The sequence below is a fragment of the Haloferax sulfurifontis genome, from assembly GCF_014635105.1.
GTDB classification, from domain to species: domain Archaea; phylum Halobacteriota; class Halobacteria; order Halobacteriales; family Haloferacaceae; genus Haloferax; species Haloferax denitrificans.
The window spans coordinates 174,741-198,802 of sequence record NZ_BMCI01000007.1; the positions used below are offsets into that span (position 1 = coordinate 174,741).

27 protein-coding genes and 1 tRNA gene are annotated in these 24,062 nt (G+C 67.6%); 19 read left to right on the forward strand and 9 right to left on the reverse strand.

The window, feature by feature from the left end; genetic code table 11:
- Positions 1-63 precede the first annotated feature (63 nt).
- Both IEV64_RS17755 and IEV64_RS17760 read left to right on the forward strand, forming a co-directional pair.
- Entirely contained in the window at positions 64-711 is a 648-nt protein-coding gene (locus IEV64_RS17755; RefSeq protein WP_007276191.1) for an HAD family hydrolase, read from the forward strand.
- Between the two features lie 110 nt (positions 712-821).
- A complete protein-coding gene (locus IEV64_RS17760) occupies positions 822-1,145 on the forward strand; it encodes a hypothetical protein (protein WP_007276192.1) in 324 nt (107 codons plus the stop codon).
- 6 nt (positions 1,146-1,151) lie between these two features.
- Here IEV64_RS17760 and IEV64_RS17765 read toward each other — a convergent pair whose 3' ends face one another.
- On the reverse strand, positions 1,152-2,489 hold the full coding sequence (locus tag IEV64_RS17765; protein ID WP_007276193.1) for a M28 family metallopeptidase: 1,338 nt from the start codon (positions 2,487-2,489) through the stop codon (positions 1,152-1,154).
- A gap of 145 nt (positions 2,490-2,634) precedes the next feature.
- Here IEV64_RS17765 and IEV64_RS17770 point away from each other — a divergent pair, with 145 nt between their 5' ends.
- Entirely contained in the window at positions 2,635-2,790 is a 156-nt protein-coding gene (locus tag IEV64_RS17770; protein WP_007276194.1) for a DUF7563 family protein, read from the forward strand.
- Positions 2,791-2,874: 84 nt separating this feature from the next.
- Positions 2,875-4,674, forward strand: coding sequence for an oligoendopeptidase F (gene pepF, locus IEV64_RS17775; RefSeq protein WP_007276195.1), 1,800 nt, complete (start codon positions 2,875-2,877; stop codon positions 4,672-4,674).
- A gap of 19 nt (positions 4,675-4,693) precedes the next feature.
- Here pepF and IEV64_RS17780 read toward each other — a convergent pair whose 3' ends face one another.
- On the reverse strand, positions 4,694-5,305 hold the full coding sequence (locus IEV64_RS17780; RefSeq protein ID WP_004967502.1) for a universal stress protein: 612 nt from the start codon (positions 5,303-5,305) through the stop codon (positions 4,694-4,696).
- 144 nt (positions 5,306-5,449) lie between these two features.
- On the opposite strand from IEV64_RS17780, the gene IEV64_RS17785 reads away from it, so the two are divergent.
- From IEV64_RS17785 to IEV64_RS17800, 4 genes are read left to right on the forward strand one after another with little or no spacing between them, the layout of a single operon-like run.
- Positions 5,450-6,229: an electron transfer flavoprotein subunit beta/FixA family protein gene (locus IEV64_RS17785; protein WP_188424748.1), complete on the forward strand. Its 780-nt coding sequence runs from the start codon at positions 5,450-5,452 to the stop codon at positions 6,227-6,229.
- On the forward strand, positions 6,230-7,261 hold the full coding sequence (locus IEV64_RS17790; protein ID WP_188424750.1) for an electron transfer flavoprotein subunit alpha/FixB family protein: 1,032 nt from the start codon (positions 6,230-6,232) through the stop codon (positions 7,259-7,261).
- A complete protein-coding gene (locus IEV64_RS17795) occupies positions 7,258-8,631 on the forward strand; it encodes an FAD-dependent oxidoreductase (protein WP_188424752.1) in 1,374 nt (457 codons plus the stop codon). Before IEV64_RS17790 ends, IEV64_RS17795 begins: the two co-directional genes overlap by 4 nt.
- Positions 8,628-8,939, forward strand: a complete 312-nt coding sequence (locus IEV64_RS17800) for a ferredoxin family protein (protein ID WP_049920662.1) — start codon at positions 8,628-8,630, stop codon at positions 8,937-8,939. The genes IEV64_RS17795 and IEV64_RS17800 overlap by 4 nt, the downstream gene beginning before the upstream one ends.
- 241 nt (positions 8,940-9,180) lie before the next feature.
- On the opposite strand, the gene IEV64_RS17805 is transcribed toward IEV64_RS17800, so the two are convergent.
- Positions 9,181-9,615: a group I intron-associated PD-(D/E)XK endonuclease gene (locus tag IEV64_RS17805; protein ID WP_188424754.1), complete on the reverse strand. Its 435-nt coding sequence runs from the start codon at positions 9,613-9,615 to the stop codon at positions 9,181-9,183.
- Between the two features lie 257 nt (positions 9,616-9,872).
- Positions 9,873-9,980, reverse strand: a tRNA-Lys gene (locus IEV64_RS17810).
- 86 nt (positions 9,981-10,066) lie between these two features.
- On the opposite strand from IEV64_RS17810, the gene IEV64_RS17815 reads away from it, so the two are divergent.
- Entirely contained in the window at positions 10,067-11,311 is a 1,245-nt protein-coding gene (locus IEV64_RS17815) for a M20/M25/M40 family metallo-hydrolase (protein ID WP_188424756.1), read from the forward strand.
- Here IEV64_RS17815 and IEV64_RS17820 read toward each other — a convergent pair.
- Both IEV64_RS17820 and IEV64_RS17825 read right to left on the reverse strand, forming a co-directional pair.
- Positions 11,299-11,973: a DUF7119 family protein gene (locus IEV64_RS17820; protein ID WP_188424758.1), complete on the reverse strand. Its 675-nt coding sequence runs from the start codon at positions 11,971-11,973 to the stop codon at positions 11,299-11,301. The genes IEV64_RS17815 and IEV64_RS17820 overlap by 13 nt on opposite strands.
- Positions 11,974-12,074: 101 nt before the next feature.
- Positions 12,075-12,233 carry a hypothetical protein gene (locus tag IEV64_RS17825; RefSeq protein ID WP_188424760.1) on the reverse strand — a complete coding sequence of 53 codons (159 nt, stop codon included), beginning with the start codon at positions 12,231-12,233 and terminating at the stop codon, positions 12,075-12,077.
- A 304-nt stretch (positions 12,234-12,537) separates the two neighbouring features.
- Here IEV64_RS17825 and IEV64_RS17830 point away from each other — a divergent pair, with 304 nt between their 5' ends.
- The 6 genes from IEV64_RS17830 (at position 12,538) to IEV64_RS17855 (ending at position 17,694) form a co-directional block, all read left to right on the forward strand.
- On the forward strand, positions 12,538-12,861 hold the full coding sequence (locus IEV64_RS17830; RefSeq protein ID WP_188424762.1) for a DUF8134 family protein: 324 nt from the start codon (positions 12,538-12,540) through the stop codon (positions 12,859-12,861).
- Positions 12,862-12,949: 88 nt separating this feature from the next.
- On the forward strand, positions 12,950-14,728 hold the full coding sequence (locus IEV64_RS17835) for a nitrite/sulfite reductase (protein WP_188424764.1): 1,779 nt from the start codon (positions 12,950-12,952) through the stop codon (positions 14,726-14,728).
- A gap of 104 nt (positions 14,729-14,832) precedes the next feature.
- Entirely contained in the window at positions 14,833-15,117 is a 285-nt protein-coding gene (locus IEV64_RS17840) for a DUF6360 family protein (RefSeq protein ID WP_004967513.1), read from the forward strand.
- Between the two features lie 319 nt (positions 15,118-15,436).
- Positions 15,437-16,357, forward strand: coding sequence for a DMT family transporter (locus IEV64_RS17845; protein WP_004967514.1), 921 nt, complete (start codon positions 15,437-15,439; stop codon positions 16,355-16,357).
- Positions 16,358-16,564: 207 nt separating this feature from the next.
- Complete coding sequence (locus IEV64_RS17850) at positions 16,565-17,242, forward strand: IS6 family transposase (protein ID WP_188424794.1); 678 nt, start codon at positions 16,565-16,567, stop codon at positions 17,240-17,242.
- Between the two features lie 65 nt (positions 17,243-17,307).
- Positions 17,308-17,694 (forward strand): ester cyclase, encoded by a 387-nt coding sequence (locus IEV64_RS17855; protein WP_229722731.1) that lies wholly within the window; start codon positions 17,308-17,310, stop codon positions 17,692-17,694.
- Between the two features lie 75 nt (positions 17,695-17,769).
- On the opposite strand, the gene IEV64_RS17860 is transcribed toward IEV64_RS17855, so the two are convergent.
- On the reverse strand, positions 17,770-18,717 hold the full coding sequence (locus IEV64_RS17860) for a DMT family transporter (RefSeq protein ID WP_004967515.1): 948 nt from the start codon (positions 18,715-18,717) through the stop codon (positions 17,770-17,772).
- A 202-nt stretch (positions 18,718-18,919) separates the two neighbouring features.
- On the opposite strand from IEV64_RS17860, the gene IEV64_RS17865 reads away from it, so the two are divergent.
- Complete coding sequence (locus IEV64_RS17865; protein WP_004041677.1) at positions 18,920-19,408, forward strand: Lrp/AsnC family transcriptional regulator; 489 nt, start codon at positions 18,920-18,922, stop codon at positions 19,406-19,408.
- A 44-nt stretch (positions 19,409-19,452) separates the two neighbouring features.
- Positions 19,453-19,728, forward strand: coding sequence for a DUF7967 family protein (locus IEV64_RS17870; RefSeq protein ID WP_004967516.1), 276 nt, complete (start codon positions 19,453-19,455; stop codon positions 19,726-19,728).
- 13 nt (positions 19,729-19,741) lie between these two features.
- Here IEV64_RS17870 and IEV64_RS17875 read toward each other — a convergent pair whose 3' ends face one another.
- Complete coding sequence (locus tag IEV64_RS17875) at positions 19,742-21,856, reverse strand: PAS domain-containing sensor histidine kinase (protein ID WP_188424766.1); 2,115 nt, start codon at positions 21,854-21,856, stop codon at positions 19,742-19,744.
- Positions 21,857-22,098: 242 nt separating this feature from the next.
- On the opposite strand from IEV64_RS17875, the gene IEV64_RS17880 reads away from it, so the two are divergent.
- Together IEV64_RS17880 and IEV64_RS17885 are read left to right on the forward strand one after the other, a co-directional pair.
- Positions 22,099-22,482: an SHOCT domain-containing protein gene (locus IEV64_RS17880; RefSeq protein WP_049920588.1), complete on the forward strand. Its 384-nt coding sequence runs from the start codon at positions 22,099-22,101 to the stop codon at positions 22,480-22,482.
- Positions 22,483-22,619: 137 nt separating this feature from the next.
- Positions 22,620-22,769 (forward strand): hypothetical protein, encoded by a 150-nt coding sequence (locus IEV64_RS17885; RefSeq protein WP_188424768.1) that lies wholly within the window; start codon positions 22,620-22,622, stop codon positions 22,767-22,769.
- Positions 22,770-22,829: 60 nt separating this feature from the next.
- Here IEV64_RS17885 and IEV64_RS17890 read toward each other — a convergent pair whose 3' ends face one another.
- A complete protein-coding gene (locus tag IEV64_RS17890; protein WP_188424770.1) occupies positions 22,830-24,062 on the reverse strand; it encodes an MBL fold metallo-hydrolase in 1,233 nt (410 codons plus the stop codon).

Below are 24,062 nucleotides of genomic sequence, written 5' to 3' on the forward strand. Positions count from 1 at the left end.
CTCCGGAGCGGTCGGGGTCGCACATAGCAACGTTATCGTGACTCGGGCGCGAACCGTTCGACCATGTGCTACGACGCTGTCATCTTCGACAACGACGGCGTGCTGACGAAGCCGACGCTCCTCGAAGTCCAGCGGGAGGCGGTCAGACGGGCGTTCGCCGAGTTCGACGTCGAGCCGACGACCGAGACGGTCGACGGGGTGATCAACGGCGGCCTCACGCGCCTGCGCCGCATCTGTTCTGTCCACGACGTGCCGGTCGACGAGTTCTGGTCGCGCCACGAGACCCACGCCGCGGCGACCCAGCGGACGTGTCTCGAAGACGGGACGAAACCGCTGTACGACGACGTGACCGCCCTCGACGACATCGGCCACCCGCTGGCGGTCGTGAGCAACAACCAGCACGCGACCATCGAGCACATCCTCGACGTGTTCGACATCGGCGACCGCTTCGAGGTGGCCTACGGCCGCGACCCGACCGTCGAGGGCGCGCGGGTGAAGAAGCCGGACCCGCACTACATCGAGCGCGCGATGGGCGAACTCGGCGTCGACTCGGCGCTCTACGTCGGCGACAGCAACGTCGACGTGGTCGCGGCCGACCGCGCCGGCATCGACTCGGCGTTCATCCGCCGACCCCACCGCGAGGGCTACCAGTTGGCCGCCGAGCCGACCTACGAACTCGACTCGCTCGACGAACTGCTCGCGGTGTGCTGACGCGCGGGAGAACGACCCCCGCAACGCTCACCTCACCGCGGGTCCGCGCCGCGGCCCCGCGCCGCGTATCGACCAGTAGACACATCACGCGGCCCGCCGTCGGCTCACGCATGGACCGGTCCGCCGCGTGGGACGCCACCCTCCGCATCGTCTTCGGCCTGTTTATCGTCGGCGTCGGCAACGCCATCGGCGGCTTTCTCGCCAGCCTGACGGGCATCGCCGGCCTCGCGCTCTACCTCCTCATGGCCGTGCCGACGTTCGTCTACGGGATGTTCTACGTCGTCATCGGGGCCGGGATGGTCGTCGAGGCCGCGACCGAGAGCGCGCTGTCGAAGGCGAATCTGACGGTCGAAGTCGCAGACGGCGAGGCAAACGGGCGCGATGACTCGGACGGCGACCGCGGCGACGACGCCGACCCCTCCGCGCGCGACTGACCGGCGCTACTCCCAGCCGTCGGGCCAGATGCCCGCCGCCTTCATCCCCGTCTCGAAGTCGGCGTCGCGGAACGCCGCCGCGAGTTCGTCGTCGTCGAGTCGGGGAACCTCCCCGTCGGCGGCCGCCGCCGCGAGTTCACGGACGACGAGCGCGGCGAGCATCCCGTGTTCGCGGACGTTTCTGTCGTCGACCTTGTCGCGGGTGTCGGCGTGGGTGTGGCCCCACCCGCGGCCGCGCTCGCCGCTTTCGCTCCGGAGTTGGAGCGCCGGGACGCCGGCGCGGACGAACGGCCACTGGTCGCTGAACGGGTGCGGCTCGGGCTCGATTTCGACCGGGTGGCGCGTCTCGTTGCCGACTCGGGTCGCCACCGCGGCGGTCGCCTCGGAGGTGTGGCTGTGGGCGACGAGGTCGCGGAACCGCCCCGCGCCGTCGACGTTGACGACGGCGGCGACGCGGTCGAGGTCGAGGCGGTCGGCGAGGTGTTCGGAGCCGGTCAAGCCGAGTTCCTCTGCGCCGACACCGACGACGCGCACGCCGAGGTCGAGGTCCATCTCGGCGAGGAGTCGCGCCGCGGTGACGACGACCGCGATGCCACAGCCGTTGTCGAGCGCGCCCTCGGCGATGTCGTGGGCGTCGAAGTGGGCGCACAAGAGGAGTTCGCGGTCGGTGTCGGGGCCGACGCGACCCTCGACGTTCCGGCTCTCGCCGGGCGCCGTCTCGGCGTCGACCGAGAGGGTCGCCTCGCCGCCGCGGGCCGCGTAGTCGGTCAGCCACGACCCGGTTTCGGCGCTCACGCCGACCGCGGGGGCGGCGGCCTCCTCGTCGTAGCGGAGCGCCCCGGTCGGGGGGAGTTGCCCGGGGACGTGGTTGACGAAGACGAATCCGACCGCGCCGGACTCGATCGCGTAGTTGAATTTCTCCATCCGGTGGACGAACCGGCCGCCGGCGGGGGTGGTCGCGCTGGCGACGGCGAGCGCGCCGTCCACGTCGGCCGCGTCGATTTCGCTCGGCGTGCCGTAGCCGACGTCGACCAGCGGGCCGGAGACGGTCGCCCGCGGAGCGTACGGGAGCGCGACGGCCTCGAAGCGCCGCTCGTCGGGCGCGGTGAGGTCGAGCGTCGTGTCGCCGCGGGTCCAGCGCGCCATCTCGAAGGGGTCGAACTCGACTCGTCCGACGCCCGCGTCGGTGAAGGCGTCGGCGACGAGCGTACTCGCGCGGCGGTCGCCCGGCCCGCCGGCCATCCGGTCGCCGATGGCGGTCAAATCGGTGAGGAACGCCCACGGGCGGTCGTCGACCCACGTCCGGGCGAACGCCTCGCGGACCGCGGGGGAGAGGTCGTCCATGGGGCATCCACACGCCCGCCGGTCAAAGTGGTTTGCGCCGCCGGACCCCGCCGAGCGAACCCCCGCGGTCGGGGCCGGAGTCGGTGTCGGATGCCGAAAATCGCCCACAACATCTAACTCAGTTGACGTGGTACGAACGACCGCCATGCCGACATGTCAGAACTGCGATTCTTTCGTCACGGAAGGTTACGTCAGGGTGTTCGCCCCGGAGGGCATGGACGACCCCCGCGTCTGCCCGCACTGCGAGGACTTAGTCCGGGACGGCTCGCAGGTCCGAGAGGCGAGGGCGACCCGCCACTGACCGGGTCGCGGTCGCCCGCTTCGACCCCGCACCGCCCCTCGATTGATAAGGCTTACCAGCCGCGCGCGCGTCAAAGTAGCCGACATGAGTTCGGTTCCCGAGCGGAGCGACATCGACGAGGAGTACAAGTGGGACCTCGACAGCATCTACGCGTCCGACGACGAGTGGGAAGCGGCGTACGAGGACGTCGCAGAGCGCGTCCCCGAACTGGCGAGCTACGAGGGTCGCGCCACCGACGACCCCGAGACGCTCCTCGAACTCTTCGAGACGATGGAGTCCGTGCTCCGCGAGGTGTCGATGGTCGTCTCCTACGCGAACCTCCGTAGCAGTCAGGACACGCGGAATCAGGAGTACCAAGCGCAGGCCGGCCGCGCGGAGGCGCTGGCGTCGAGGGCCCGGAGCGCGGTCAGCTATCTGGACCCCGAACTGCAGGAGCTCGGCCGCGACGGCGTCGACGAGTTCGTCGAGGAGGAACCCGAGCTGGCGGCCTACGAGCACTACTTCGACGACGTGCTTCGGACGAAAGAACACACCCGCTCCGCGGAGGTCGAAGAAGTCCTCGCCGACCTCTCGGACGTGACTGGCGCGTCCAGCGACATCTACTCGATGCTCGCCAACGCCGACCTGGAGTTCCCGACCGTCGAGAAGCCCGACGGGACGTCCGTCGAAATCACGCAGGGCAACTTCACGAAGCTCCAGAAACACCCCGACCGCGAGTTCCGCCGGACCGTCCACGAGGAGTTCTACGACCGCTGGGCCGACGTGCGCAACGCCGTCGGCACCTCGCTGAAAAACAGCGTCAAAAAGGACGTGAAGACCGCGCGCATCCGCGACTACGACGCCGCCCGCGAGGCCGCGCTCGACGGCCCCAACGTCCCCGTCGAGGTGTACGACAACCTGCTCGACACCGTCCGCGACAACCTCGGCCACCTCCACCGCCACGCCGAGTTGAAGCGGGAGGCCATCGGCGCGGACGAACTCCAGATGTGGGACCTCTACGTCTCGCTCACCGGCGACCACGGCCCCGAGATTCCGTACGAGCAGGCGAAAGAGTACATCGTCGAGGCCGTCGAACCGCTCGGCGAGGCCTATCAGGAGCGGATGGCCGAGGGGCTCGACGACCGCTGGGTCGACGTGTACGAGAACCGCGGCAAGCGCTCCGGGGCGTACTCCGCGGGCACCTACGACACCCAGCCGTTCATCATGATGAACTACCAGGACGACGCCGCATCGATGTTCACGCTCGCCCACGAGCTGGGCCACTCGATGCACTCCGAACTCGCCAACGACGCCCAGCCGTGGCACGACGCGAGCTACGACATCTTCACCGCCGAGGTCGCCTCCACGGTCAACGAGACGCTCCTGACGGAGTACCTGCTGGAGAACGTCGACGACGACGAGCTCCGGATGCACGTCCTCGACGAGTACCTCGAACGGTTCCGCTCGACGCTGTTCCGCCAGACGATGTTCGCCGACTTCGAACTCCAGATTCACGAGGTCGTCGAGAACGACGGCGCGCTCACGCCCGACCGCTTCGACGAGATGTACGGCGACCTGAAGGCGGCGTACTACGAGCCCGCGGCGACCGACGACCGCATCGCCCGCGAGTGGATGCGCATTCCGCACTTCTACTACAACTACTACGTCTACCAGTACGCGACGGGCATCTCCGCGGCGGCGGCCATCGTCGAGCGCATCCGCGAGGAGGGCGAGTCGGCCGCGGCGGACTACCGCGAGGCGCTCGCGCTCGGCGGGAGCGAATACCCCCTCGACGTGCTCCAAACCGCCGGCGTCGACATGACCGAACCCGAACCCATCGAGGACGCGATGTCGGTGTACGCCGAGTTCCTCGACGAGGCCGCGACGCTCCTCGACCTCGAATAAGCGAAAAAGCGGTGCGGGCTCAGCCGACCTGCACGAGTTTGGCCTGCCCGGACGCGCTGTTGATGTGGACGTTGTACTCGCCGCGGTCGTCGGCGGCGTGGACGACCCACGCGGACCGCTGTTGAGACGGCGCTTCGATGACGGCGTCGTCGTGGCCGGCGTGGGCGAGCTTTTCGCGCGCGATGCGCTGTGCGTCGAGCGGCGACCGGACGGACTGCTCGCCGTCGCGGAGCCGAATCGTCGTCACCGGGACGCTGGCGAGGCGGCCGACGCGCTCGGCGACGCTCCCGTTTACCAGCCGGTCGACGCCCTCGCGGCCGTGGGTCCCCATCACGATGAGGTCGGCGCGGTGCGTGTTGGCGAAGTCGGCGATTGACGCCGCGGGGTCGCCGACGAGGATGCTCGTCTCGATGTCGACGCCGCGTTCTTCGGCGCGTTCGACCACGTCGGCGAAGGCGCGTTCGCTCCGCGACTGCGAGCGCTCGCCGTCGTCGTCGGTGTCCACGGGCGGTCGAGTGACGTACAGCGCGTGAACCGACGCGCCGACGGCGTCCGCGAGGCGAATCGCGTGACTCGCCGCGTTCATCGACTCGGGACTGGTGTCGACGGGAACGAGGATGTTGGTGTACATTTGTTTGCCCTCCTGAGCCAGAATACGCGGGGAACGGAGTAATATCGCGTATTCGGTTCTTATATTTCGAGAACGACCGGGTCGGTATGTAGCGCAGAGCGTGCTATGTTCGGTACGCGCCGCACACGACGGCGTCGTCAAATTATGAATGACGGATGGAACATCGTCGTCTGCGTCAAGCAGGTTCCCGATGCGGACGACGTCACGATAGACCCCGATACGGGGACGTTGAACCGCTCCGACGCGCCGGCGGTGCTGAACAATCCCGACCACAACGCCGTCGAGTCCGCGCTCGCGCTCCGCGACGCCGTCGGCGGGACCGTGACCGCGGTCACGATGGGGCCGCCGCCGGCCAGCGCGGTCCTACAGGCGGCCGTCGCCGCGGGCGCGGACGGCGGCGTCCTGCTCACCGACCGCGCGTTCGGCGGGAGCGACACGTGGCCCACGAGCCTCGCGCTCGCGCGGGCGGCCGAAGAACTCGACGCCGACGTGGTCATCTGCGGCGAGGAGAGCACGGACTCGTCGACCGGACAGGTGCCGCCGGGCATCGCCGCCCACAACGGCTGGGCGCAACTCACCTACACCGAGTCCGTCGACCCCCGACCCGACGAGGGCGTCCTCGTCGGCACGCGGGACGTCGAAGGCGGCTACGAGCGCGTCGCCGCCGCGCTCCCCGTCGTCGTGGCGATGGTGTTCGGCGCGAACGACCCGCGACCCGCCGGCTTACACCGGAAGATATTCGCCGAGACCGAGTTCGAACCGGTCCAGTGGACCGCGTCCGACCTCGGCATCGAAGACCGGGTCGGCCTCGCCAACTCGCCGACGAAGGTCGGCGGGATGGACACCGCCTCGCCGGTCGAACGCGAGCGGACGCGCGTCGACAGCGTCGAAGCCCTCTACGACCACCTCGCGGAGGTGCTCTAGATGAGCGCCGCGAGCGGGCCGGAAATCGACGTCGCCGACTACAGGGACGTCTGGGTGTTCGTCGAACAGCACGAGGGTGAGGCCGCGCCGGTGTCGTGGGAACTCCTCGCGAAGGGGCGCGAGCTCGCCGACGAGACGGGCGAGTCGCTCGTCGCGCTCGTCGTGGGCGACGATGTCGCCCATCTCGCCGAGGAGGCGGTGGCCCGCGGGGCCGACCGCGCGCTCCTCGCCGACGACCCGGTGTTCGAACCGTACCGCGCCGACCCCTACGGCGAGCAGTTCCGCGCGCTCGTCGAGGCGCGCAAGCCGAGCATCGTCCTCATCGGCGGGACCCACACCGGCCGCGACTTCGCGGGTCGGGTCGCCGTGCCCGCCCACGCCGGCCTCACGGCCGACTGCACCGAACTCGCCGTCGACGAGGCGGGACTCCTCCTCGCGAGCCGGCCGACGTTCGGCGGGAGCGCGATGGCGACCATCAAGTGCCCCGCCCACCGCCCGCAGATGGCGACGGTCCGCGCCGGCGTGTTCGACGCCGGCGAACCCGCCGACGGAACGGAGAGCGCGGCCGACGCCGTCGAATCGGTCGAGGTCGTCGTCGCCGAGGAAGACACGCTTTCGACCGTTCTCGAACGTGTCGTCGGCGGCGTCGTCGACATCACCGACGCGGACGTCATCGTCGCCGGCGGCGCGGGTTGCGAGGGCGACGTGACGCCGCTCGTCGAACTCGCGGAGGCGCTCGGCGGCGAGGTCGCCGCCACCCGCGCCGCCGTCGAGGAGGGCTGGGTCGAACCCGCGCGGCAGGTCGGCCAGACGGGCAAGACCGTCCGACCGCACCTCTACGTCGCCGCGGGCATCTCGGGTGCCGTCCAACACCTCGAAGGGATGAACGGGAGCGACGTGGTCGTCGCCGTCAACACCGACCCCAACGCGCCCATCTTCGAACACGCCGACTACGGCATCGTCGGCGACCTCCACGAGGTGCTTCCCGCGCTGACTGCGATGGTCCGCGAGAAGCGGGAGGTGGCGGCATGAGCAACGAGGCGACCACGGCCGGCGGCCTGCAACGCCCGACCCTCCGGACCGAGACGCCGAACTACGACGACGCGTTCGACGCCGTCGTCGTCGGTGCCGGTCTCGCTGGAACTGCCGCGGCGCTGACGATGGCCCGCGACGGCCTCGACGTGTTGATGCTCGAACGCGGCCCCGCGCCGGGGACGAAGAACGTCTTCGGCGGCGTGCTCTACACGCCGACGATTCGGGAGCTAGTCGACATCGACGGCGCGCCGCTCGAACGCTACGTCGCCGAGAAGCGCTTCTCGATACTCTCGTCGGACGGCGACGAGACCGCGGTTTCGATGCGGCCCGGAGCGTGGCGCGACGAGCCCCACAACGACTCCTACACCGTCCTCAGACGGCGGTTCGACGAGTGGTTCGCGAAGCAGGCGGTCGAGGCCGGCGCGACGCTCGTCACCGAGACGACGGTCACGGGCCTCCTCCGCGACGGCGGCGCGGTCGTCGGCGTGACGACCGACCGACCGGACGGGGAGATTCACGCCCCGGTCGTCGTACTCGCCGAGGGGGCGAACTCGCTTGTGAGCGAGGGCGCGGACCTCAAGGAACGCCCCGAGCGCGACGCGGTCGCGGTGTCGGTCAAAGAGGTGTTCAAACTCGACCGCGACACCATCGACGACCGCTTCCGCCTCGACGGCGACGCCGGCGCGGCCTACCAGTACTTCGGCGAGGGGGCCGTCGGCGAGGCCGTCGGCGGCGGCTTCGTCTACACGAACAAGCGCTCCGTGAGCGTCGGGGTCGTCTACCGCGTCGAAGACGCCGCGGCCGGCCAGACGCCCGAGGCGACGCTCGACGCCTTCGAGTCGCACCCGGCGGTCGCCCCGCTCATCCGCGGCGGCCGCCGCATCGAGTACAGCGCCCACGTCGTCCCCGAGGGCGGCGCTCGCGCGATGCCCGACCTCGTCCACGACGGCGCGGTCGTCGTCGGCGACGCCGCCGGCCTCGTGTTGAACAGCGGCGTCCACCTCGAGGGGACGAACATGGCCGTCGAGAGCGGCTACCACGCCGGGAAGGCCATCGCGGCCGCGCTGGCGGACGGCCGGAGCGACGCCGAGGCGCTCGCCGCCTACGCGCGGGACCTCGACCAGTCGTTCGTGGTCGAGAACCTCCGGCACTACGACTGGTTCCAGCGAACCATCGCGGCCGACCGGCAGTTCCTCTTCGAGGACCTGCCGCGCGCGTTGGCCAGCGCCGAGACGGAGTACTTCAAGATGGACCGCGCGTCGAAAGACGAACACACGGGCGCGGCCCGCGACCACCTCGTCGCCGCCGCGGGCGGCTGGTTCGGCGCGGCGAAACGCGCCTGGCGCTTCCGGAGGATGTTATCATGAGCACCGCACAACCCCACGTCCCAGACGTGAGCATCGAAGACCGTCTGTACACGGTCAAGTACCGCGACACCGGCGAGTCACACCTCGGCGTGGAGAACCCGGACGTCTGCGCCGACTGCACCACCAACGAGTGCACCTCGGTCTGTCCCGCGGCGGTGTGGACAGTCGACCCGGACGGCGACGGCGTGCCGTCTATCGCCTACGAGAACTGTCTGGAGTGTGGGACCTGCCGCTACGGCTGTCCGTACGATAACGTCGAGTGGAGCTACCCGAAGACCGGCGGCGGCGTCGTGTTCAAGCAGGGCTGAGGACCCACACCCTCAATTTTTAGGGGCTCGATGCCTCTCTCTCCCCAAATAAGATATGGTTGAACGACCGACATGTTCTCGGGGACGTGACTGATGTCAGATGAGTGTTTCCGATTGAACCTGGGGGAGCAGACCGGTGTCGACGAAGTGGTGCTCGGCTTTCGTAAGGGAGGTCAGTACTACGAACTTGTGATATTGGAACCACCGCTCCAAGCAGAGATCCGAAAAGACGTGACACAATCTACGCCCGGACGCTGTTGACCCAACTGTCAAGTTGGAAGTCATCAGCCCAATTGATGTTTGGAGACTTCTTACGGGCCTGTTCAACACGGAGGCCCATAGACGTATCTGGTGCTTCGTTGATTGGTACGACGTACGATTCTTCGAGTTCAGGGGAGTAAACTGCGAAGAGGTCTATCTGCCCGTCGTACCCCTCCTTCTTCACTCGTCGGGTGAGAGTGCCCGAGCTACGAGTTTCAAACTGAATCCTCCCATTTGTCAGTCGACCAGTTTTCACTTGAACACGATGAAATTCTCCGGCTATCTCTACGACGTAATCGTACCGTTCGTTATCACCAAACGGCTCTAACACGGTGACGCCATAACGAGTGAATTCGAAGAGAATCGCGGCCTCACTAGACTGTCCCCGTTGCTTTGGGTGACTAATCTCGTCCATAGCCCCACAACGTATCAGTTCGACAAGAGCGACAGCCACGGAGTGGAAGTAGTCAACGCGATTCGCAATACGGCTTGGTGAAGCTATCGCTCGTGACGTAAGAACGGTAAAGCCGTGTCACTCCGCACGAACTTCGTCGCAGAAACGGGCTGGGAGGGACTTGAACCGAGCCCAGACGTGCTCGCTTCGCTGTGCGCGACTGGTCGGGTTCAATCTCTCGAAGCCGTTTCACTCTTCACAGTTGTTCGGAGTAGAAACGGGCTGGGAGGGACTTGAACCCCCGACCGTCTGGTGTCTTCCGAAACCACGCGACTCGCGTAGTCCCGCTAAAAGCCAGACGCTCTGCCTAACTGAGCTACCAGCCCTCAGCGAGTTCTTAAGTGGGGATACTGATAAGCGTTTATTTTCGCCGCCCCCTCCTGCTTTGTACCCCGTTCACGTCCCTCACAACATGGACGTTCGCGACTTCGTGGACGCGCTCCTCCGGTTCGAGAGCGTCGCCCGCGCCGAGGCCCCCGCCCAGCAGTGGGTCAAGAACCGACTGCACGACTCCGAGTTCGACACCTACGAGTGGACCGCCGACCCGGAGCGACTGGCCGAACATCCGTCGTTCCCGGACGACCCCGACGACATCGACACCGCGGACCGCCCGAGCGTCGCCGGCGCGGTCGAGTTCGGCGACCCCGACGCGGGACCGACGCTCGTCCTCAACGGCCACGTGGACGTGGTGCCCGCCGACAGGGAGTTGTGGTCCCACGACCCGTTTTTACCCGACTGGGACGACGACGCGGGCACCGTCAGCGCCCGCGGCGCGGCCGACATGAAGGCGGGGCTCGCGGCGTGCGTCTTCGCCGCGCTCGACCTCCGCGACGCCGTCGAGGCGGGCGACCTCGACCTCGACGGCCGGGTCGTCGTCGAGAGCGTCGCCGGCGAGGAAGACGGCGGCATCGGGGCCGCGGCGGCCGCGATCGACAATCCCTATCCGTTCGAGCGGGACGCCGCGCTCGTCGCCGAACCGACGCGGCTCAAGCCGGTCGTCGCCACCGAGGGGTCGGTGATGAAGCGACTCCACCTGACAGGGCGGACGGCGCACGCGGCCTCGCGGTGGCGCGGGGTCGACGTTATCGAGAAGTTCGAGGCGATTCGGGAGGCGTTTTTCGACCTCGAAGCGGAGCGGACCGACGCGGTCTCCCACCCGCGTTTCGACTACCCGATTCCGTGGCCGGTCTGCGTCGGCCGCGTCGAGGCGGGGTCGTGGGCGTCGAGCGTCGCGGGGACGCTCACCGCGGAGTGGCGACTCGGCGTCGCGCCGGGCGAGGCGGTCGCCGAGGTCGAAGCCGCGTTCGAGGAGCGACTGGCGCGCGTCGTCGCCGACGACGAGTGGCTCTCGGCGCACCCGCCGGCGTTCGAGCGGTTTTCGGTGCAGTTCGAACCGGCGGAAATCGACGCCGACGAGCCGGTCGTGGAAGCGTTGCGGGCGGCGCTCCGGGGCGACGGCCGCGACGACGAGCCGGTCGGCGCGACCTACGGCGCGGACTCGCGGCACTACGTCGAGGCGGGCATTCCGACGGTGCTGTTCGGACCCGGAAACATCGACAACGCGCACTTTCCGGACGAGACCGTCGAGTGGGCGGAAGTCGAGGTGGCGCGGGACGTGATTGGCGAGACGGCGACGCGGTTCCTTCAGTCGAGGTAGTCGTCGAGGGCGTCGGCGACCACGTCGCCGGGGGGCGCGTCTTCGAGCGAGGCGCGGCGGCGGAGTTCGAGGTAGACGTCGGCCGGGAGCGTCACGTCGAGCGTGCCGATATCGACGCCGTGGTCGGCGAGGGCGTCAACGGCCGGCGTGCCGTCGTTGACCTCGCTGGCGAGGCGGCGGACCTCGCGGACGGTCAGTCCGGCGTCGAGCGTCGCCCACGCGAGGTGGAGCCGGGCGTCGCCGGAGACGCGGGCGATGTGCTTGGCGGCCGTGGGGGCGATGCGGCCGCGGGCGACGTGTCGGCGGACCGACTGCGGGAGGTCGTGGACGCGGGCCCATTTGCGAATGAAGGAGACGGACACGTCGCCGCCGGCGCGCTCGGCGGCGCGCTTGTAGGAGCCGACGCCGCGGACGAGCGCGGCGCAGGCGGCCGCGCCGCGGAGCATGAACACGTGGTCGTCGTCGCCGGCGGTGGACTCGGCGAACGAGCGAACCGTTCTGGCGGCCTCGGCGAGGCTGTCGGGGTCGGTGGGGTCGAAGCCGACGGCCTCGCGGGCGCGGTCGCCCGTGACGGCGGGGTCGCCGCGGACGACGGGTTCACCGACCGGTTCGCGTCGGTCGGCCGGAACCTCGGTCGTTCGTCGGCGTTCGTCGTTCGTCATCTACGAATCGATAGCGCGTTGGGGCTTAAAAACGTCCCCCCGAGAGGCGAGATTCGCGCGCGAACGGACCGCAAGCGAACGCGAACGAGAGGACAGAGAAATTACTCCTCGCGGGACTCCGAGAGGTGCGACCAGATTTCGGTACAGCCCGCGCCGTCTTCGAGGTCCTTGAGGTGGGCCGCGGGGTCTTCGTCTTCCGCCTCGGGGTCGGCCTCGGCGTCGCGGTCGCGTTCGGGTTCGAGTTCTGCCTCGCCGGTCATGCGTCTCCCTCCGTGGACTGTTCGAACAGCTCTGGGGCGACGTCGGCGGAGGCGTGTTGTCGGACGGCGGTGCGGTGGTCACTCATCACCACCACGTATCGGCCGGACCCGCATAAGGGAATCCGCACCTGTAATGTGTACCCCCACTCCCGGCTACCGGAACAGGTTGCCCCTACCTCTGACGGCCGATTTCGGCCGCAATCGCACGACTACGGCGGGCCGACCGGCGAAACGCGCGTCGCGCTCCCCCGCGGGGTTTGCGGGCGCCGTCCCGCATAGGTAGCCGGAGCCCGGAGGGTGAGGTATGAGCGTCTCCCTGCGCGTCCTCGACGACGGGGCGTGGGTCTCCGTGAACGACGCCAGAGAAGTGAGCGTGAGCGAGCTCTGGCGGCTCGACGACCCGTCATTCTGTGGGTGCGAGCTTCCCGACTTCGTCGTCGAGAACGTCCTCGACGTCGGCGCGGACGGCAGAACCGTCTCCGCGAAAGTGTACGGCCAGTGCATCGCCTGCGGCCAGACGGGCGTGCCGGGCTGGGTCCCGGTCGGCAGGCTCCGCGAGGGCGAATTCGTCGATATCGACCGCGAGCGGGTCGTCCTCCCGGTTCGACGTGCCGACGACGACGATTAGGCAACATTCTCCGCTTTTGGCCAGCACCGGGAAGGGTTGACGGTACGCTCGGGGCCTTACGTGGGCACGTATATGGACATTCATACGAATGCCCACGGACGTCGAACGCTGGAAGTCGGAGGTCTACGGTAACGAGATACGAGAGCACCTGCTCGAATTCGCCGAGCAGGGCTGGGACACCATCCCGGAAGACGAGCGAGACGCCTGGTTCGAGCGCTTCAAATGGTGGGGGCTGTACCACCAGCGCAACGGACAGGAGTCGTACTTCATGATGCGCATCGGGACGCCGAACGGCGTGCTGACGCCCGGCCAGACCGAGGTCGTCGCCGAGGTCGCCGACGAGTACGCCCGCGGCCCGGCCGAAAACCCCATCTTCGGCAACGGCTACGTCGACTGGACGACCCGCCAGTCGATTCAGCTCCACTGGATTAAGCTGGAGGACATCCCGGAAATCTTCGACAAGCTCGAATCGGTCGGCCTGTCGACCCAGCAGGCCTGCGGTGACTCGTGGCGCAACATCGTCGGCTGTCCCGTCGCCGGCAAGGACAAACACGAGCACGTCGACGCGCTCCCCGTCGCGATGGAGCTCAACGAGACGTTCAAGGGGAACGACGACCACTCGAACCTCCCGCGCAAGTGGAAGGTCTCTGTCACCGGGTGCCGCGAGGGCTGTGGTCAGGGCGACATCAACGACCTCGCGCTCGAACCCGCGACCAAGGAGATCGACGGCGAGGAGAAGAAGGGCTTCAACATCCGCATCGGCGGCGGCCTCTCGCGTAACGAGCCGCGGCTCGCCCGCGACATCGACGTGTTCGTGACGCCCGAGCAGGCCCCCGAGGTGTCGGGAGCCATCTCCGCGCTGTTCCGCGAGAACGGCGACCGCGACAACCGCTACAACGCCCGCATCAAGTTCCTGATGGACGAGTGGGGCGCGGAGAAGTTCCGCGACGTCCTCCAGGAGGAGTACGTCGACTTCGAACTGGAGACCGCCGGCGACGACCTGCGCTCGGAGTACTCCTACAACTCCGGCTACGCCGACGGCGGCCACTCCGACCACGTCGGCATCCACGAGCAGGCCGACGGCAACTACTACGTCGGACTCGACGTTCTCGTCGGCCGCATGGGCGTCGACGACACGAAGGAACTCGCCCGCGTCGCCGACGAGTACGGCTCCGGCGAGATTCGCATCACCCAGCGCCAGAACGTCATCATCACCGACGTGCCCGAGGAGAAGCTCGACGCATTGCAGGACGAGGACCTCCTCGACCACTACTCGCCCGACCCGCACCCGTTCATGCGCGGCTCCATCGCCTGTACGGGCACCGAGTTCTGTTCGCTCTCCATCGTGGAGACGAAAAACCGGCAGGTCCGCTACGCCCGCTGGCTCAAGGAGAACGTCGAACTCCCCGCGGGCGTCGAGGACTTCCACATCCACCTCTCGGGCTGTACGGCCTCCTGCGCCCAGCCGCAGATTGCCGACATCAGCCTCCGCGGAATGAAGACCCGCAAAGACGGCGAGCCGGTCGAGGCGCTCGACATCGGCCTCGGCGGCGGCCTCGGCGAAAACCCGAACTTCGCCGAGTGGGTCACCCAGCGCGTCCCCGTCGACGAGGTGCCGGGGGCAATCAAGAACCTGCTCGCGAACTTCGAGGAGCGCCGCGAGGGCGACGAGACGTTCCGCGAGTTCGTCGCCCGGACGGACGAAGAAGAGCTCGCCGAACTGGTCGAACCCGAAGAGACCAGCTACGAGGACCCGATGATGCACAACACGAAGCGCACGTGGTACCCCTACGCCGACGACGACAGCCTCGACGCGAGCCCCGCGCCGACCCGCGCCGACGGCACGCCCATCACGAGCGACGACTGAGCCGACCGTTTCCGGCCGGCAACCGACCAGAACCGCCGCGTTCGCGCCGGCGACGACTCGTCGCCGCGCTACCTATTTACGACGACACCATACACTACTCACAGATGCCAGACCGAATCCTGAAGGTCAACGCCTACACGACGCTGGACCTCGTCGACGCGTCGGCGACGGGCCACGACTTCGAGGAGTCGGCGTTCGCCGTGTGCAACGTCACCTCGCCGCGGAAGCACCCCGACGAGATTACCCTCGAACTCGAACTCGACTGGACGCAACTCGACGCGCTCGCGCCGCACGCGGACAAGCTGACGCTGTCGCCCGAGGAGGCCCGAAAGCTCGCGGCCGACCTCGAAAAGCACGCCGACCGCGTCGAAGCCGAACAGCGCGACTGACCGCAGTCTCCCGGTTTTCCGCGGCGTCCCGGCGCTCCGAGCGGCGCGACCGGCCGCGCGACTCTCGGCGGGGCGTGACAACACCACCCGTGATAATTTCTAACCCGGTTTAGTCAACGAATCGTGGTAAACGGTGACTCGAACTGCCGATTCGTACTGCAACGAGAGTAATCGTTAGACATATGACTTCGGGGGTCGCAGGATGTGTTGTGATACAGACGACGCCTCTACGCCGTCCACGCACCGAGCGTCGACCGCACTCCACCTCCCGCGCCCGCCCGGCGAATCGAACGCCGGCCACAGCGCGGGGGGTGGTGGCGTGAGCCGTCACCGGACCCTCGTCCTCTTCGTCGCGGCCGCGGTGCTGTTCGGCACCTCCTTCGTCGGCATCAAGGCCGCCATCGGCTCGGTCCCGCCGGTGCTGTTCGCCGCCTTCCGCGTCGACGTCGCCGCCGTCGTCCTCCTGACGCTCGTCGCCGTCCGCGGCGGCTACTGGCTCCCGCGGACCCGCGCCGACGCCCTCGGCATCCTGGCCAGCGCCGCGTTCGTCCTCGGGGCGAACAACGTGTTTCTCTTCCTCGGCCAACAGCACGCGACGACCGGCGCGGCCGCCGTGATGTACAGCATCATGCCCGTCGCCTCCCCGGTGTTCGCCGTGTTGCTCCTCGACGACGCGCGCATCTCGGCGGTCGACGCCGCCGGCATCCTGCTCGGACTCGTCGGCGTCGTCGTCATCGTCGGCCCCCAGAGCGTCCTCGGCGGCGGGAGCGTCGGACAGGCGCTCATCGTCTGTTCGGCGCTGTCGGTCGCCCTCGGAACCGTCCTGCTCAAGCGCGTCGGACCCTCTATCGGGACGCTCCCGCAGACCGCGTGGGCGATGGCGGCCGCCGCCGTCGGCATCCACGCCGCGAGCCTCGGCCTCGGCGAGTCGGTCGCGCAGGTCGCGTGGTCGCCGGAGCTCGTCGCCGCGATTCTCTACGTCGGCATGCCCGCGACCGCCGCGGCCTACCCGGTCTACTTCGCGCTCCTCGCGGAGGCCGGTCCCGTCCGCGGCAACCTCGTCGCCTACGCGATGCCCGTCGTCGCCACCGTCACCGGGTGGGCGTTCCTCGGCGAGACCGTCTCGCCGGCGACCGTCCTCGGCTTCGGGGTCATCCTCTCGGGCTTCGTCTTGGTCCAGCGCGAGAGCGTCGCTCGGGTGGTCGGCCTCCGGGGAAGCGTCCCCGCGGAAGCCGAGTGAGAACACAGTCTTTTTGAGATTCTTTCTTGCTGATAGGTTGTCGAAGTCGTGCTGAACAGAACGCACGTCTCAGCCACCGACAGTCGAGCGAAAGCGGTTCTCGCAGTCCGAGAGACACCTGACAACGATATATCTCTTTGGCTCGAATGGCACTGTCTAGTTAAGCCAGTTTGAGGAACGAGCAGGTCGTTGAGTTAGTTGGTCAAGATGCTCGCAGACCTGCTCAGCGAGTGCTTTGAGACGGATTTAGAAGAAACTTGGGAGCGTGAGCGGACGGCGACACCCGTCAGGGTGTTCGCCGTCCAGCTCCACGCGACCGGTTGTTCGCTTAGAGAGACAAAAGAAATTCTTCGATTACTCGGCGTTGAACGGTCTCATCAAGCTGTTTGGCAATGGGTACATCGACTGGCTGACAGCGGTCACAACCCGCCTGAGGCGAAGCCGAAGCGGGTTGCGGTCGACGAGACCGCTGTCAAGATCAATGGCGAATGGTCTTGGTTGTACGCTGCAATAGACATCGAAACAAAGCTAATTCTTGACGTCGAATTGTTTGGACGACATGGTACCGATCCGGCTGCTGCGTTTCTCCATCGACTCTCGGAGAAACACGATCTCTCAGACGCTGTGTTTCTCGTTGATGGCTACGGCTATCAGACTGCCCTCTCTCGATTAGGATTGAGCGGTCGGCTTGACTACGTCGAGCGAAACCTCGTCGAAAAATGGTTTCACACTCTCAAAATGCGAGTCGACCGCTTCCATAATTCGTGGGTGGGCAGTCACGGAAGCGTCCGCGAGTGGTTCATACAATTTGCGCAATACTACAACTATCAAAGACCGCATCAAGCGCTCGACGGACGAACACCGGTCGAGGAGGCGACTAACTAGACAGTGCCGCTCGAATTATCATGAGAACCATGACCGAGACCACCGTAACCAAACACGAACAGCCCATGAGTGACTACCTCGCGCTGTGGCACGGGGAGTTCTCGAAGATAGACGTCCTCTCCGATTCGTTCGTGGCCTACGAACCGAGCGCTCCGGGCGGCGAAGTTCGCGGGCCGGACGCCTTCGAAGCGTACGTTCGTCAACTCCGAACCGCGTTCCCCGACTTCACGATTACCCCCGAGGCCGCGCTCGAAGACGCGGGGATAGTCATGACCGAGTGGACGGGGACGGGCACGCACGAAGGGGAGTTCAACGGGCTCTCCCCGACCGGCCGCACGTTCGAACACAGGGGGATGTCGAAGTTCGTCATCGAGGACGGCGAGATACAGGAAGAGCGGATGTACTACGACCCGCGAGAGATTGCCGAACAGCTCGGGTTCCTCGAAGAGTGAGCGCGCGGGGCGTTTCTCTTCAGGTCAACGGAGCGCAACAGAACCGAAAACGGAGACAGCAGGCCGAAACAGAACTTACGCGGCGACCCGCCGCCGGACCGCGACGGCGACGGACACCAGCGTCTCCTTTTTCATCGCCGCGAAGCCGAAGAAGATGGCTCCGAAGCCGACGAGCGCCGTCGCGTCGATGACGTGGCCGAGGAGCGCCCAGCTCATGAGCGCCGCGACCACGGGTTCGACGTAGCCGATGAGGTTGAGTTCGGTCGGCCCGAGGCGGTCCAAGAGTTCGAAGTAGAGGAGGAACGCCACCGCGCCGGAGACGAGCGTCAGATAGAGGAACGACGCGATGCCGGCGGGGGCGAACTCGATGGCCGAAAGCGACTCGCCGTTGGCGAGCGCCCAGCCGTGGAGCAGGACGCCGCCGCCGAGCATCGCCCACGCCTGCATCGACTGGACCGGGAGGTCGGTCCGGAGCGGGCGGGTGAGGACCGCGCCGAGCGCGAACGACACCGCGGCGAGGAAGATGAGGACGATGCCGAGGCCCTGCGTCGAACCGCCCGACCCGGAGAACGCCGAGACGGGGTCGGCGACGAGGACGACGCCGGCGAAGCCGGCGAGGAGTCCGACCGTGCCGGTCCTCCCCAGCGACCCCTCGGTGAGGACGAACGAGGCGAACACGGCGGTCAGGATGGGCGAGAGGCTGATGATGATAGAGGCCACCGCGCCGGGGACGTGTTCCTGTCCGAGGTACAGCAGGCCGTGGTGGGCGGCGATGATGAACACCGCGCCGATGGCGGTCGCGAGCAGTTCGTCTCTCGTCTCCGGCCGCCAGCGGTCGGTCGAGTAGCAGGCGTACGCCAGCATCACGAGGCCCGCGAGTTCGTAGCGGAGCGCGGCGAAAGAGAGCGTCGGGAAGAACTCCAGGCCGACCTCGATGGCGACGAACGAGGTGCCCCACATCGCCGCGAGCGCGACGAAAAGCAGGGGCGTCGTCGGAATGTTTCTCCAAGTGGTTCGCGTCATAGTCGAATCTGTTTCAGTTCTCAGAGACGCGGCTTGTTAAAGTCTTCTACAAGAGATTCTGATTGAGTTGGAGTTTAGAATATATTTTCCGTGTATAGCTGTAGCAGACGCCGTATAATTCGTGATAGTTCGATTGGAGTCGAGAGGTGGCGAAAACGGCGGACAGAACAAGGACTTACGTCACCGACCGCAACGGGAGGGTATGGACGAACGCGACGTGCGCCTGTTGAAGGCCATCGCGGACCTCGGGACGGGCAGTCCCGAGAAGCTACACGAAGCGACGGACATCCCCGTGTCGACCATCCACTACCGCCTGAACAACCTGAAAGACGACGGCGTCATCGAAAACGACCTCTACGACATCGACTTAGAGGCGTTCGGACTCGGCGTCACCGTGGTCGTGGAAGTGCTGGCGGACTACAGCGGGTCGTACGAGGAAGTCGGGAACAAACTGCTGGAGATAGAGGGCGTCACACAGCTCTACTTCACGATGGGTGAGACGGACTTCATCGTCGTCGCCCACCTCGCGGACTCCGACCGCGTGGAGCGCCTCATCAGCGACTTCGAGGCGACGCCGGAGGTCGAGCGAACGAACTCGACGTTCGTCATCTCCTCGATGCGCGACAGCCACCGGGCGCTCCAGAGCTACACGCTGGAGACGCTCCTCGACGAGTTGGGTATCGAGGACTGAGAATCGGCCGGGAGCGTATCAGGGTTCGGGCCGTACCGTCGACCATGGCGAACGACGTGCGGACGTGGCTTGTCGAACGGACCTACTCGGACGACGAACAGAACATCATCATCCTCGTGTACGCGACCACCGACGGGACGCGCTACCATCGGAAGGAGCGCTCGCTGACGAGCTTCGAGTCCGACGCGCGCGACACCTACGCCGCCGTCGACGTGCCCGAGGACGAACTGGGCCGCGTCGGCGACGAGGAGACGAGAGAAACCTACGCGGCCGCCGCGAGCGAGATGGCCGAGTCCCACGAGCCGACCGACACGGTCTGAGCCGGGGGGCGGCTCAGTCGACCGCCGCCAGCGGGATGGCGACGACGGCCACCGTCCCCGTCGGGTCGTTGTCCTCGAAGTGGACCTCGCCGCCGAACGAGTCGACCAGCTGGTGGACGAGGTAGAGCCCGAGGCCGGTGCCGGTGCTCTCCAGTCCCTTCTCGCCCTTGCCGAAGACGACCGACTTCCGCGCGTCGGGGATGCCCGAGCCGTCGTCGGCGATGCGGACGACCGCCGTCCGGGCGTCGTCGTCCACGGTCGCCGAGACGGTGACGACGGTGTCGTCGGCGTTGTGCTGGACGGCGTTGTTGAGGAGGTTGCCGAGCACCGACGCGATAAGCGGGTTCGCGCGCACCGCCACGTCCGGAATCGCGCCGTCGACCTCGAACGTCGCGTGGGGAAACGCCTCGCGGCGGACCGCGAGTTCGCGCTCGACGGCGTTCGAAAGCGACATCGGGCGGGTCTCGACGCCGCCGCCGCTCATCGTCTCCATGAGGTCGCGGGCGACCTCGGTTATCTCGGTGGTGTGGCGACCCGTCGAGAGGATGCGCGAGAGGATGTCCGCGCCCTCCTCGTCGACGTGTTCGCGGAGGAGCTCCGCCCAGCCGACGACGACGGCCATGTCGTTGCGGATGTCGTGGCGGACGATTCGGTTCAGCGCCTCCAGTTCGGCGTTCATCCGTTCGAGTTCGTCCTCCCGGGTCCGGCGGGCGGTCACGTCCTGAATCGTCCCCCTGAGCGCCGCCACTCGGCCGTCTCGGATGACCGGCTCGCCGCGGGAGCGGACCCACAGCTCCGACCCCTCGGCTGTGACCAGTCGGAACTCGTCTTCCCACGGGACGCCCGCGGACAGACAGCGGTCCAACAGCTCGCGGACCCGGTCTCGCTCCTCCGTGGCGTAGAACTCGACGGCGTCGTCGACCGTGGGCTCGTAGTCGAGCGGCACCTCGTGGATGCGCTTCGTCTGGTCGGTCCACGCCAGCGCGTCGGTCGCGAGGTCGAGTTCCCAGCCGCCCACCTTCGAGATGCGCTGGGTGCGTTCGAGGAAGTCGCGGCTCCGTTCGAGTTCGTCCTCGCGGGCCTTCTGCTCGGAGAGGCTCTGGAAGACGATGACGTTCCGGTCGCCTTCGAGCGACGTGATGGAGAACCGAGCCGGAACGAGCACGCCGCCGGGCCGGCGAATCGCCACCTCTCCCTGCCACTTCCCGTCGACTTCGAGCGCGGGCGGCACCGTCTCCCGCAGGCGTTCGAGTTCCGCCTCGTCGTGGAGGTGGCCCCAGCCGGTCCCGAGCATCGCCTCGGCGTCCGGGTAGCCGCAGATGTCGGCCGCGGCCTCGTTGACGTACACGTGTTTGTCGTGTTCCGTGATTGCGACGCCGGCGTCGACGGCGTCGACCGCGCCCTTGAACGCTTCGAGGTCGCGCTCTCGGCGGCGCTCTGCGGTCACGTCTTCGACCGTCGAGATGAGTCGGTCCCGCCCCGAAATCTCGGCGACGGTGAGGCTCACGCGAATCCAGACGGTGTCGCCGGCGGCGTTCTCGATGGGCCACGTGAAGGCGTTTTCGCCCTCCTCGCGGGCGGTCTCGACCTCGTCGAAGGCGCGCTCGGAATCGTAGCCGGGGACGTCCGGGGTCACGTACGTCGGACTCGTGTCGAGGACCGACTCGCGGTCGATGCCGAGGATGTCCAGGTAGTGTTGGTTGATGTCGACGAGTTCGAGCGTTTCGAGGTTCCGAACCGCGAGCCCGACGTTGACGGCCTCGAAGAGCGCGCGGTGGTCGAGCGAGCCGACGGCGGTGCGAGCGGCGTCGTAGACGGCGCGGCCGAGCGTGTCGAGGTCGCGGTCGCGGTCGGCGACGGTCGCCACCTCGCACGAGACGCGCGGAACACCGTCGACGCGGCGCTTCGAGACGCGCGGTTGCCCCTCCGAGTCCGCGACCTCCGTCGAGACGACGAGACAGTCGATGCGGGCGCGTTCGAGTTCCGCGCGGGCTCCGTCGGGGCTGTCGGCGGTCGAGACGCGGACATCGGTCGTCGAGTCGCCGACGAAATCGGGAAGCTCGTCGGCGAGACGCTCGCGAACGGCGGCGTCCTCGCTGACGACGAGGACGTGCAACCGACCAGGCATACCGGCGAGAGGACAGCGAGGTTCAAGTATGAACCGACAGCTGTCGGTTCGGAATCACGAGCCGCGGTCCGATCGATCGTCGGACTCGCCCGCGTCGAAGATTCCAAAGTTCGGGCGAGGACAAACCGACGAAATCGAACCTTCATCCCCCGTCGGACCCGAAGCGTCGAAGCGACAATCGACCTAAACGTGGAGCGCGTACTGACACCTGTGGGGCGGACACCACCGCCTCGGTGAACACCATGACGACGACAAACGACTCGACGCGACTCGCGGGCATCGTCCTGCTTGCGCTGGCCGCGCTGTTCGCGCTCCCCGCCCTCTTCGGGATGGCCGGCCTCGGCGGCGGCATGCCGATGGGGTGGGGCGGCGGCTGGATGCACGACACGTGGATGCACGGCGGAACCGGCGGGACCGTCCCGTGGTGGATGTGGGGGATGGGAATCCTCGGCCAACTGCTCGTCTTCGCGGTGGTCGTCGCCGGCGGCGTCCTCCTGTTCCGCGCCCTGCGCGACGGGAGCGACGGGAGCGATAGCGCGTTCGACGAACTCCGCCGGGCCTACGCCCGCGGCGACATCGACGACGACGAGTTCGACCGCCGCCGCGAGCGACTCGAACGCGACTGACGCGTCGGAAATCGAGACAGTCAGGGCGTTGCAGGCGAAACGGAGGGGATTCAACCGGGCGGCCGTCGCGGATGTCCCCCGGAAACCGGACGCGCGCCGACCGCAACGACTATGTTTATTTAGGCCAACCTAAAAACATGAGCTCGGATTCGTCCGGTGGGAAGTTTCGCTCGTTCGTCGGCCGGTTCCGGTCACAGCGGACCCGGCTCCGCGTGTCCGCGTGCGTCGCCGCGAGCCGGTCGATAGCGGTGCCCGACGACGACGCCACCGCCGACGACCACGTCTGAACCCGGGGGAGACGGCGGGCGCGGGTGACGCGGCAGGCGACACGCCGGCCGCCGCGCGGTTCAGACCTCGACCGTCGCCCCGGTTTCGGGAGCCGCGGCCTCGTAGCCGTCGGCGCGTAGCTCCTCGGCGAACGCCGCACAGCGGTCGCCGTGGTTGACGAACACCGGCGCGTCGCGGTAGTCGTCGAGGAACGACAGGAGCCCGTGTCGGTCGGCGTGGGCCGAAAAGTCGTACATCTCGGCGCGGGCGGCCACCGGAACGACGCCGCCGTTGAGTTCGCACCGGCCGCGTTCGACCAGTTCCCTTCCCGGCGTCCCCTCGACCTGATACCCGGTGAGACAGATTTTGTTCGTCGGGTCCCCCCGAATCTCGGGGATGTACGTCATCGCGGGCCCGCCCGAGAGCATCCCGCTCGTCGTCACGATGACCGAGTTCCCCCGGGCGATGCGCTTTCGCTGGCCGTCCCGGCCCGAGACGACGCGGGCGTTCGACTTCGCCCGCTTGAGCGCCGCCGCGTCGCGGACGTAGTCGGGGTGGTTTCCGAGCATCTTCAGCACGCGGACACCCATGCCGTCGACGTAGCAGTCGATGTCGTGGGCGTCGAGCACCATGAGAATCTCCTGCGTGCGGCCGATGGCGAACGCGGGGACGACGACGGTGCCGCCCTCCCAGACGGTCGTCCGCACCGACTCGACGAAGCGCTCTTCGACGGTCGCGCGGTCGTCGTGCTCCACGTCGGAGTAGGTGGACTCGCAGATGACCACGTCGGCGTCGGGGCGGTCGGTCGTCCCCGAGACCAACCGCTGGTCGTCGGTGTGGAAGTCGGCGGTGTACAGCAGGCGCGTCTCGCCGTCGTCGACGAGGACGTGGGCGCTCCCGGGGATGTGACCCGCGTTGTAGAACGTGACCTCGTGGCCGGCGGCCTCGAACGCCTCGCCGTAGTCGTGGTGTGCCGACTGCTGGGTCATCCGCCGGACGTGCGTCTCGGTGAACGGGCAGTTGTAGCTCCCGCCGTGGAGTTTGAGCGTGTCGCGCGCGAGGGTCCGGGCGAGTTCGTCGGTCGGCGGCGTCCAGTGGACCGCCGGCCAGTCGTCGCCCGACAGGAGCGAGGGGACCGTCCCGACGTGGTCGAGGTGGCCGTGGGAGACGACAACGGCGTCGGGGTCGACGGAGCCGACGGGGAACTGCGGGGGGTTCCCGGTCAGCATCCCGTAGTCGAGCAACAGCGAGTCGTTGACGAGAATCGCACTGCGCCCGACCTCCTCGGCCCCGCCGAGGAACTGGAGTTTCAT

Excerpts from the sequence above, each read along its gene's own strand:
- IEV64_RS17860 (WP_004967515.1), bottom strand. The coding sequence starts at position 18,717 with ATGACGCGAACCACTTGGAGAAACATTCCGACGACGCCCCTGCTTTTC.
- IEV64_RS17755 (WP_007276191.1), top strand. The coding sequence starts at position 64 with ATGTGCTACGACGCTGTCATCTTCGACAACGACGGCGTGCTGACGAAG.
- IEV64_RS17835 (WP_188424764.1), top strand. The coding sequence starts at position 12,950 with ATGCCCACGGACGTCGAACGCTGGAAGTCGGAGGTCTACGGTAACGAG.
- IEV64_RS17830 (WP_188424762.1), top strand. The coding sequence starts at position 12,538 with ATGAGCGTCTCCCTGCGCGTCCTCGACGACGGGGCGTGGGTCTCCGTG.
- IEV64_RS17805 (WP_188424754.1), bottom strand. The coding sequence starts at position 9,615 with ATGGACGAGATTAGTCACCCAAAGCAACGGGGACAGTCTAGTGAGGCC.
- IEV64_RS17890 (WP_188424770.1), bottom strand. The coding sequence starts at position 24,062 with ATGAAACTCCAGTTCCTCGGCGGGGCCGAGGAGGTCGGGCGCAGTGCG.
- IEV64_RS17760 (WP_007276192.1), top strand. The coding sequence starts at position 822 with ATGGACCGGTCCGCCGCGTGGGACGCCACCCTCCGCATCGTCTTCGGC.
- IEV64_RS17790 (WP_188424750.1), top strand. The coding sequence starts at position 6,230 with ATGAGCGCCGCGAGCGGGCCGGAAATCGACGTCGCCGACTACAGGGAC.
- IEV64_RS17795 (WP_188424752.1), top strand. The coding sequence starts at position 7,258 with ATGAGCAACGAGGCGACCACGGCCGGCGGCCTGCAACGCCCGACCCTC.
- IEV64_RS17875 (WP_188424766.1), bottom strand. The coding sequence starts at position 21,856 with ATGCCTGGTCGGTTGCACGTCCTCGTCGTCAGCGAGGACGCCGCCGTT.
- IEV64_RS17820 (WP_188424758.1), bottom strand. The coding sequence starts at position 11,973 with ATGACGAACGACGAACGCCGACGAACGACCGAGGTTCCGGCCGACCGA.
- IEV64_RS17770 (WP_007276194.1), top strand. The coding sequence starts at position 2,635 with ATGCCGACATGTCAGAACTGCGATTCTTTCGTCACGGAAGGTTACGTC.
- IEV64_RS17825 (WP_188424760.1), bottom strand. The coding sequence starts at position 12,233 with ATGACCGGCGAGGCAGAACTCGAACCCGAACGCGACCGCGACGCCGAG.
- IEV64_RS17780 (WP_004967502.1), bottom strand. The coding sequence starts at position 5,305 with ATGTACACCAACATCCTCGTTCCCGTCGACACCAGTCCCGAGTCGATG.
- IEV64_RS17865 (WP_004041677.1), top strand. The coding sequence starts at position 18,920 with ATGGACGAACGCGACGTGCGCCTGTTGAAGGCCATCGCGGACCTCGGG.
- IEV64_RS17850 (WP_188424794.1), top strand. The coding sequence starts at position 16,565 with ATGCTCGCAGACCTGCTCAGCGAGTGCTTTGAGACGGATTTAGAAGAA.
- IEV64_RS17815 (WP_188424756.1), top strand. The coding sequence starts at position 10,067 with ATGGACGTTCGCGACTTCGTGGACGCGCTCCTCCGGTTCGAGAGCGTC.
- IEV64_RS17880 (WP_049920588.1), top strand. The coding sequence starts at position 22,099 with ATGACGACGACAAACGACTCGACGCGACTCGCGGGCATCGTCCTGCTT.
- IEV64_RS17885 (WP_188424768.1), top strand. The coding sequence starts at position 22,620 with ATGAGCTCGGATTCGTCCGGTGGGAAGTTTCGCTCGTTCGTCGGCCGG.
- pepF (WP_007276195.1), top strand. The coding sequence starts at position 2,875 with ATGAGTTCGGTTCCCGAGCGGAGCGACATCGACGAGGAGTACAAGTGG.
- IEV64_RS17800 (WP_049920662.1), top strand. The coding sequence starts at position 8,628 with ATGAGCACCGCACAACCCCACGTCCCAGACGTGAGCATCGAAGACCGT.
- IEV64_RS17785 (WP_188424748.1), top strand. The coding sequence starts at position 5,450 with ATGAATGACGGATGGAACATCGTCGTCTGCGTCAAGCAGGTTCCCGAT.
- IEV64_RS17840 (WP_004967513.1), top strand. The coding sequence starts at position 14,833 with ATGCCAGACCGAATCCTGAAGGTCAACGCCTACACGACGCTGGACCTC.
- IEV64_RS17765 (WP_007276193.1), bottom strand. The coding sequence starts at position 2,489 with ATGGACGACCTCTCCCCCGCGGTCCGCGAGGCGTTCGCCCGGACGTGG.
- IEV64_RS17855 (WP_229722731.1), top strand. The coding sequence starts at position 17,308 with ATGAGTGACTACCTCGCGCTGTGGCACGGGGAGTTCTCGAAGATAGAC.
- IEV64_RS17870 (WP_004967516.1), top strand. The coding sequence starts at position 19,453 with ATGGCGAACGACGTGCGGACGTGGCTTGTCGAACGGACCTACTCGGAC.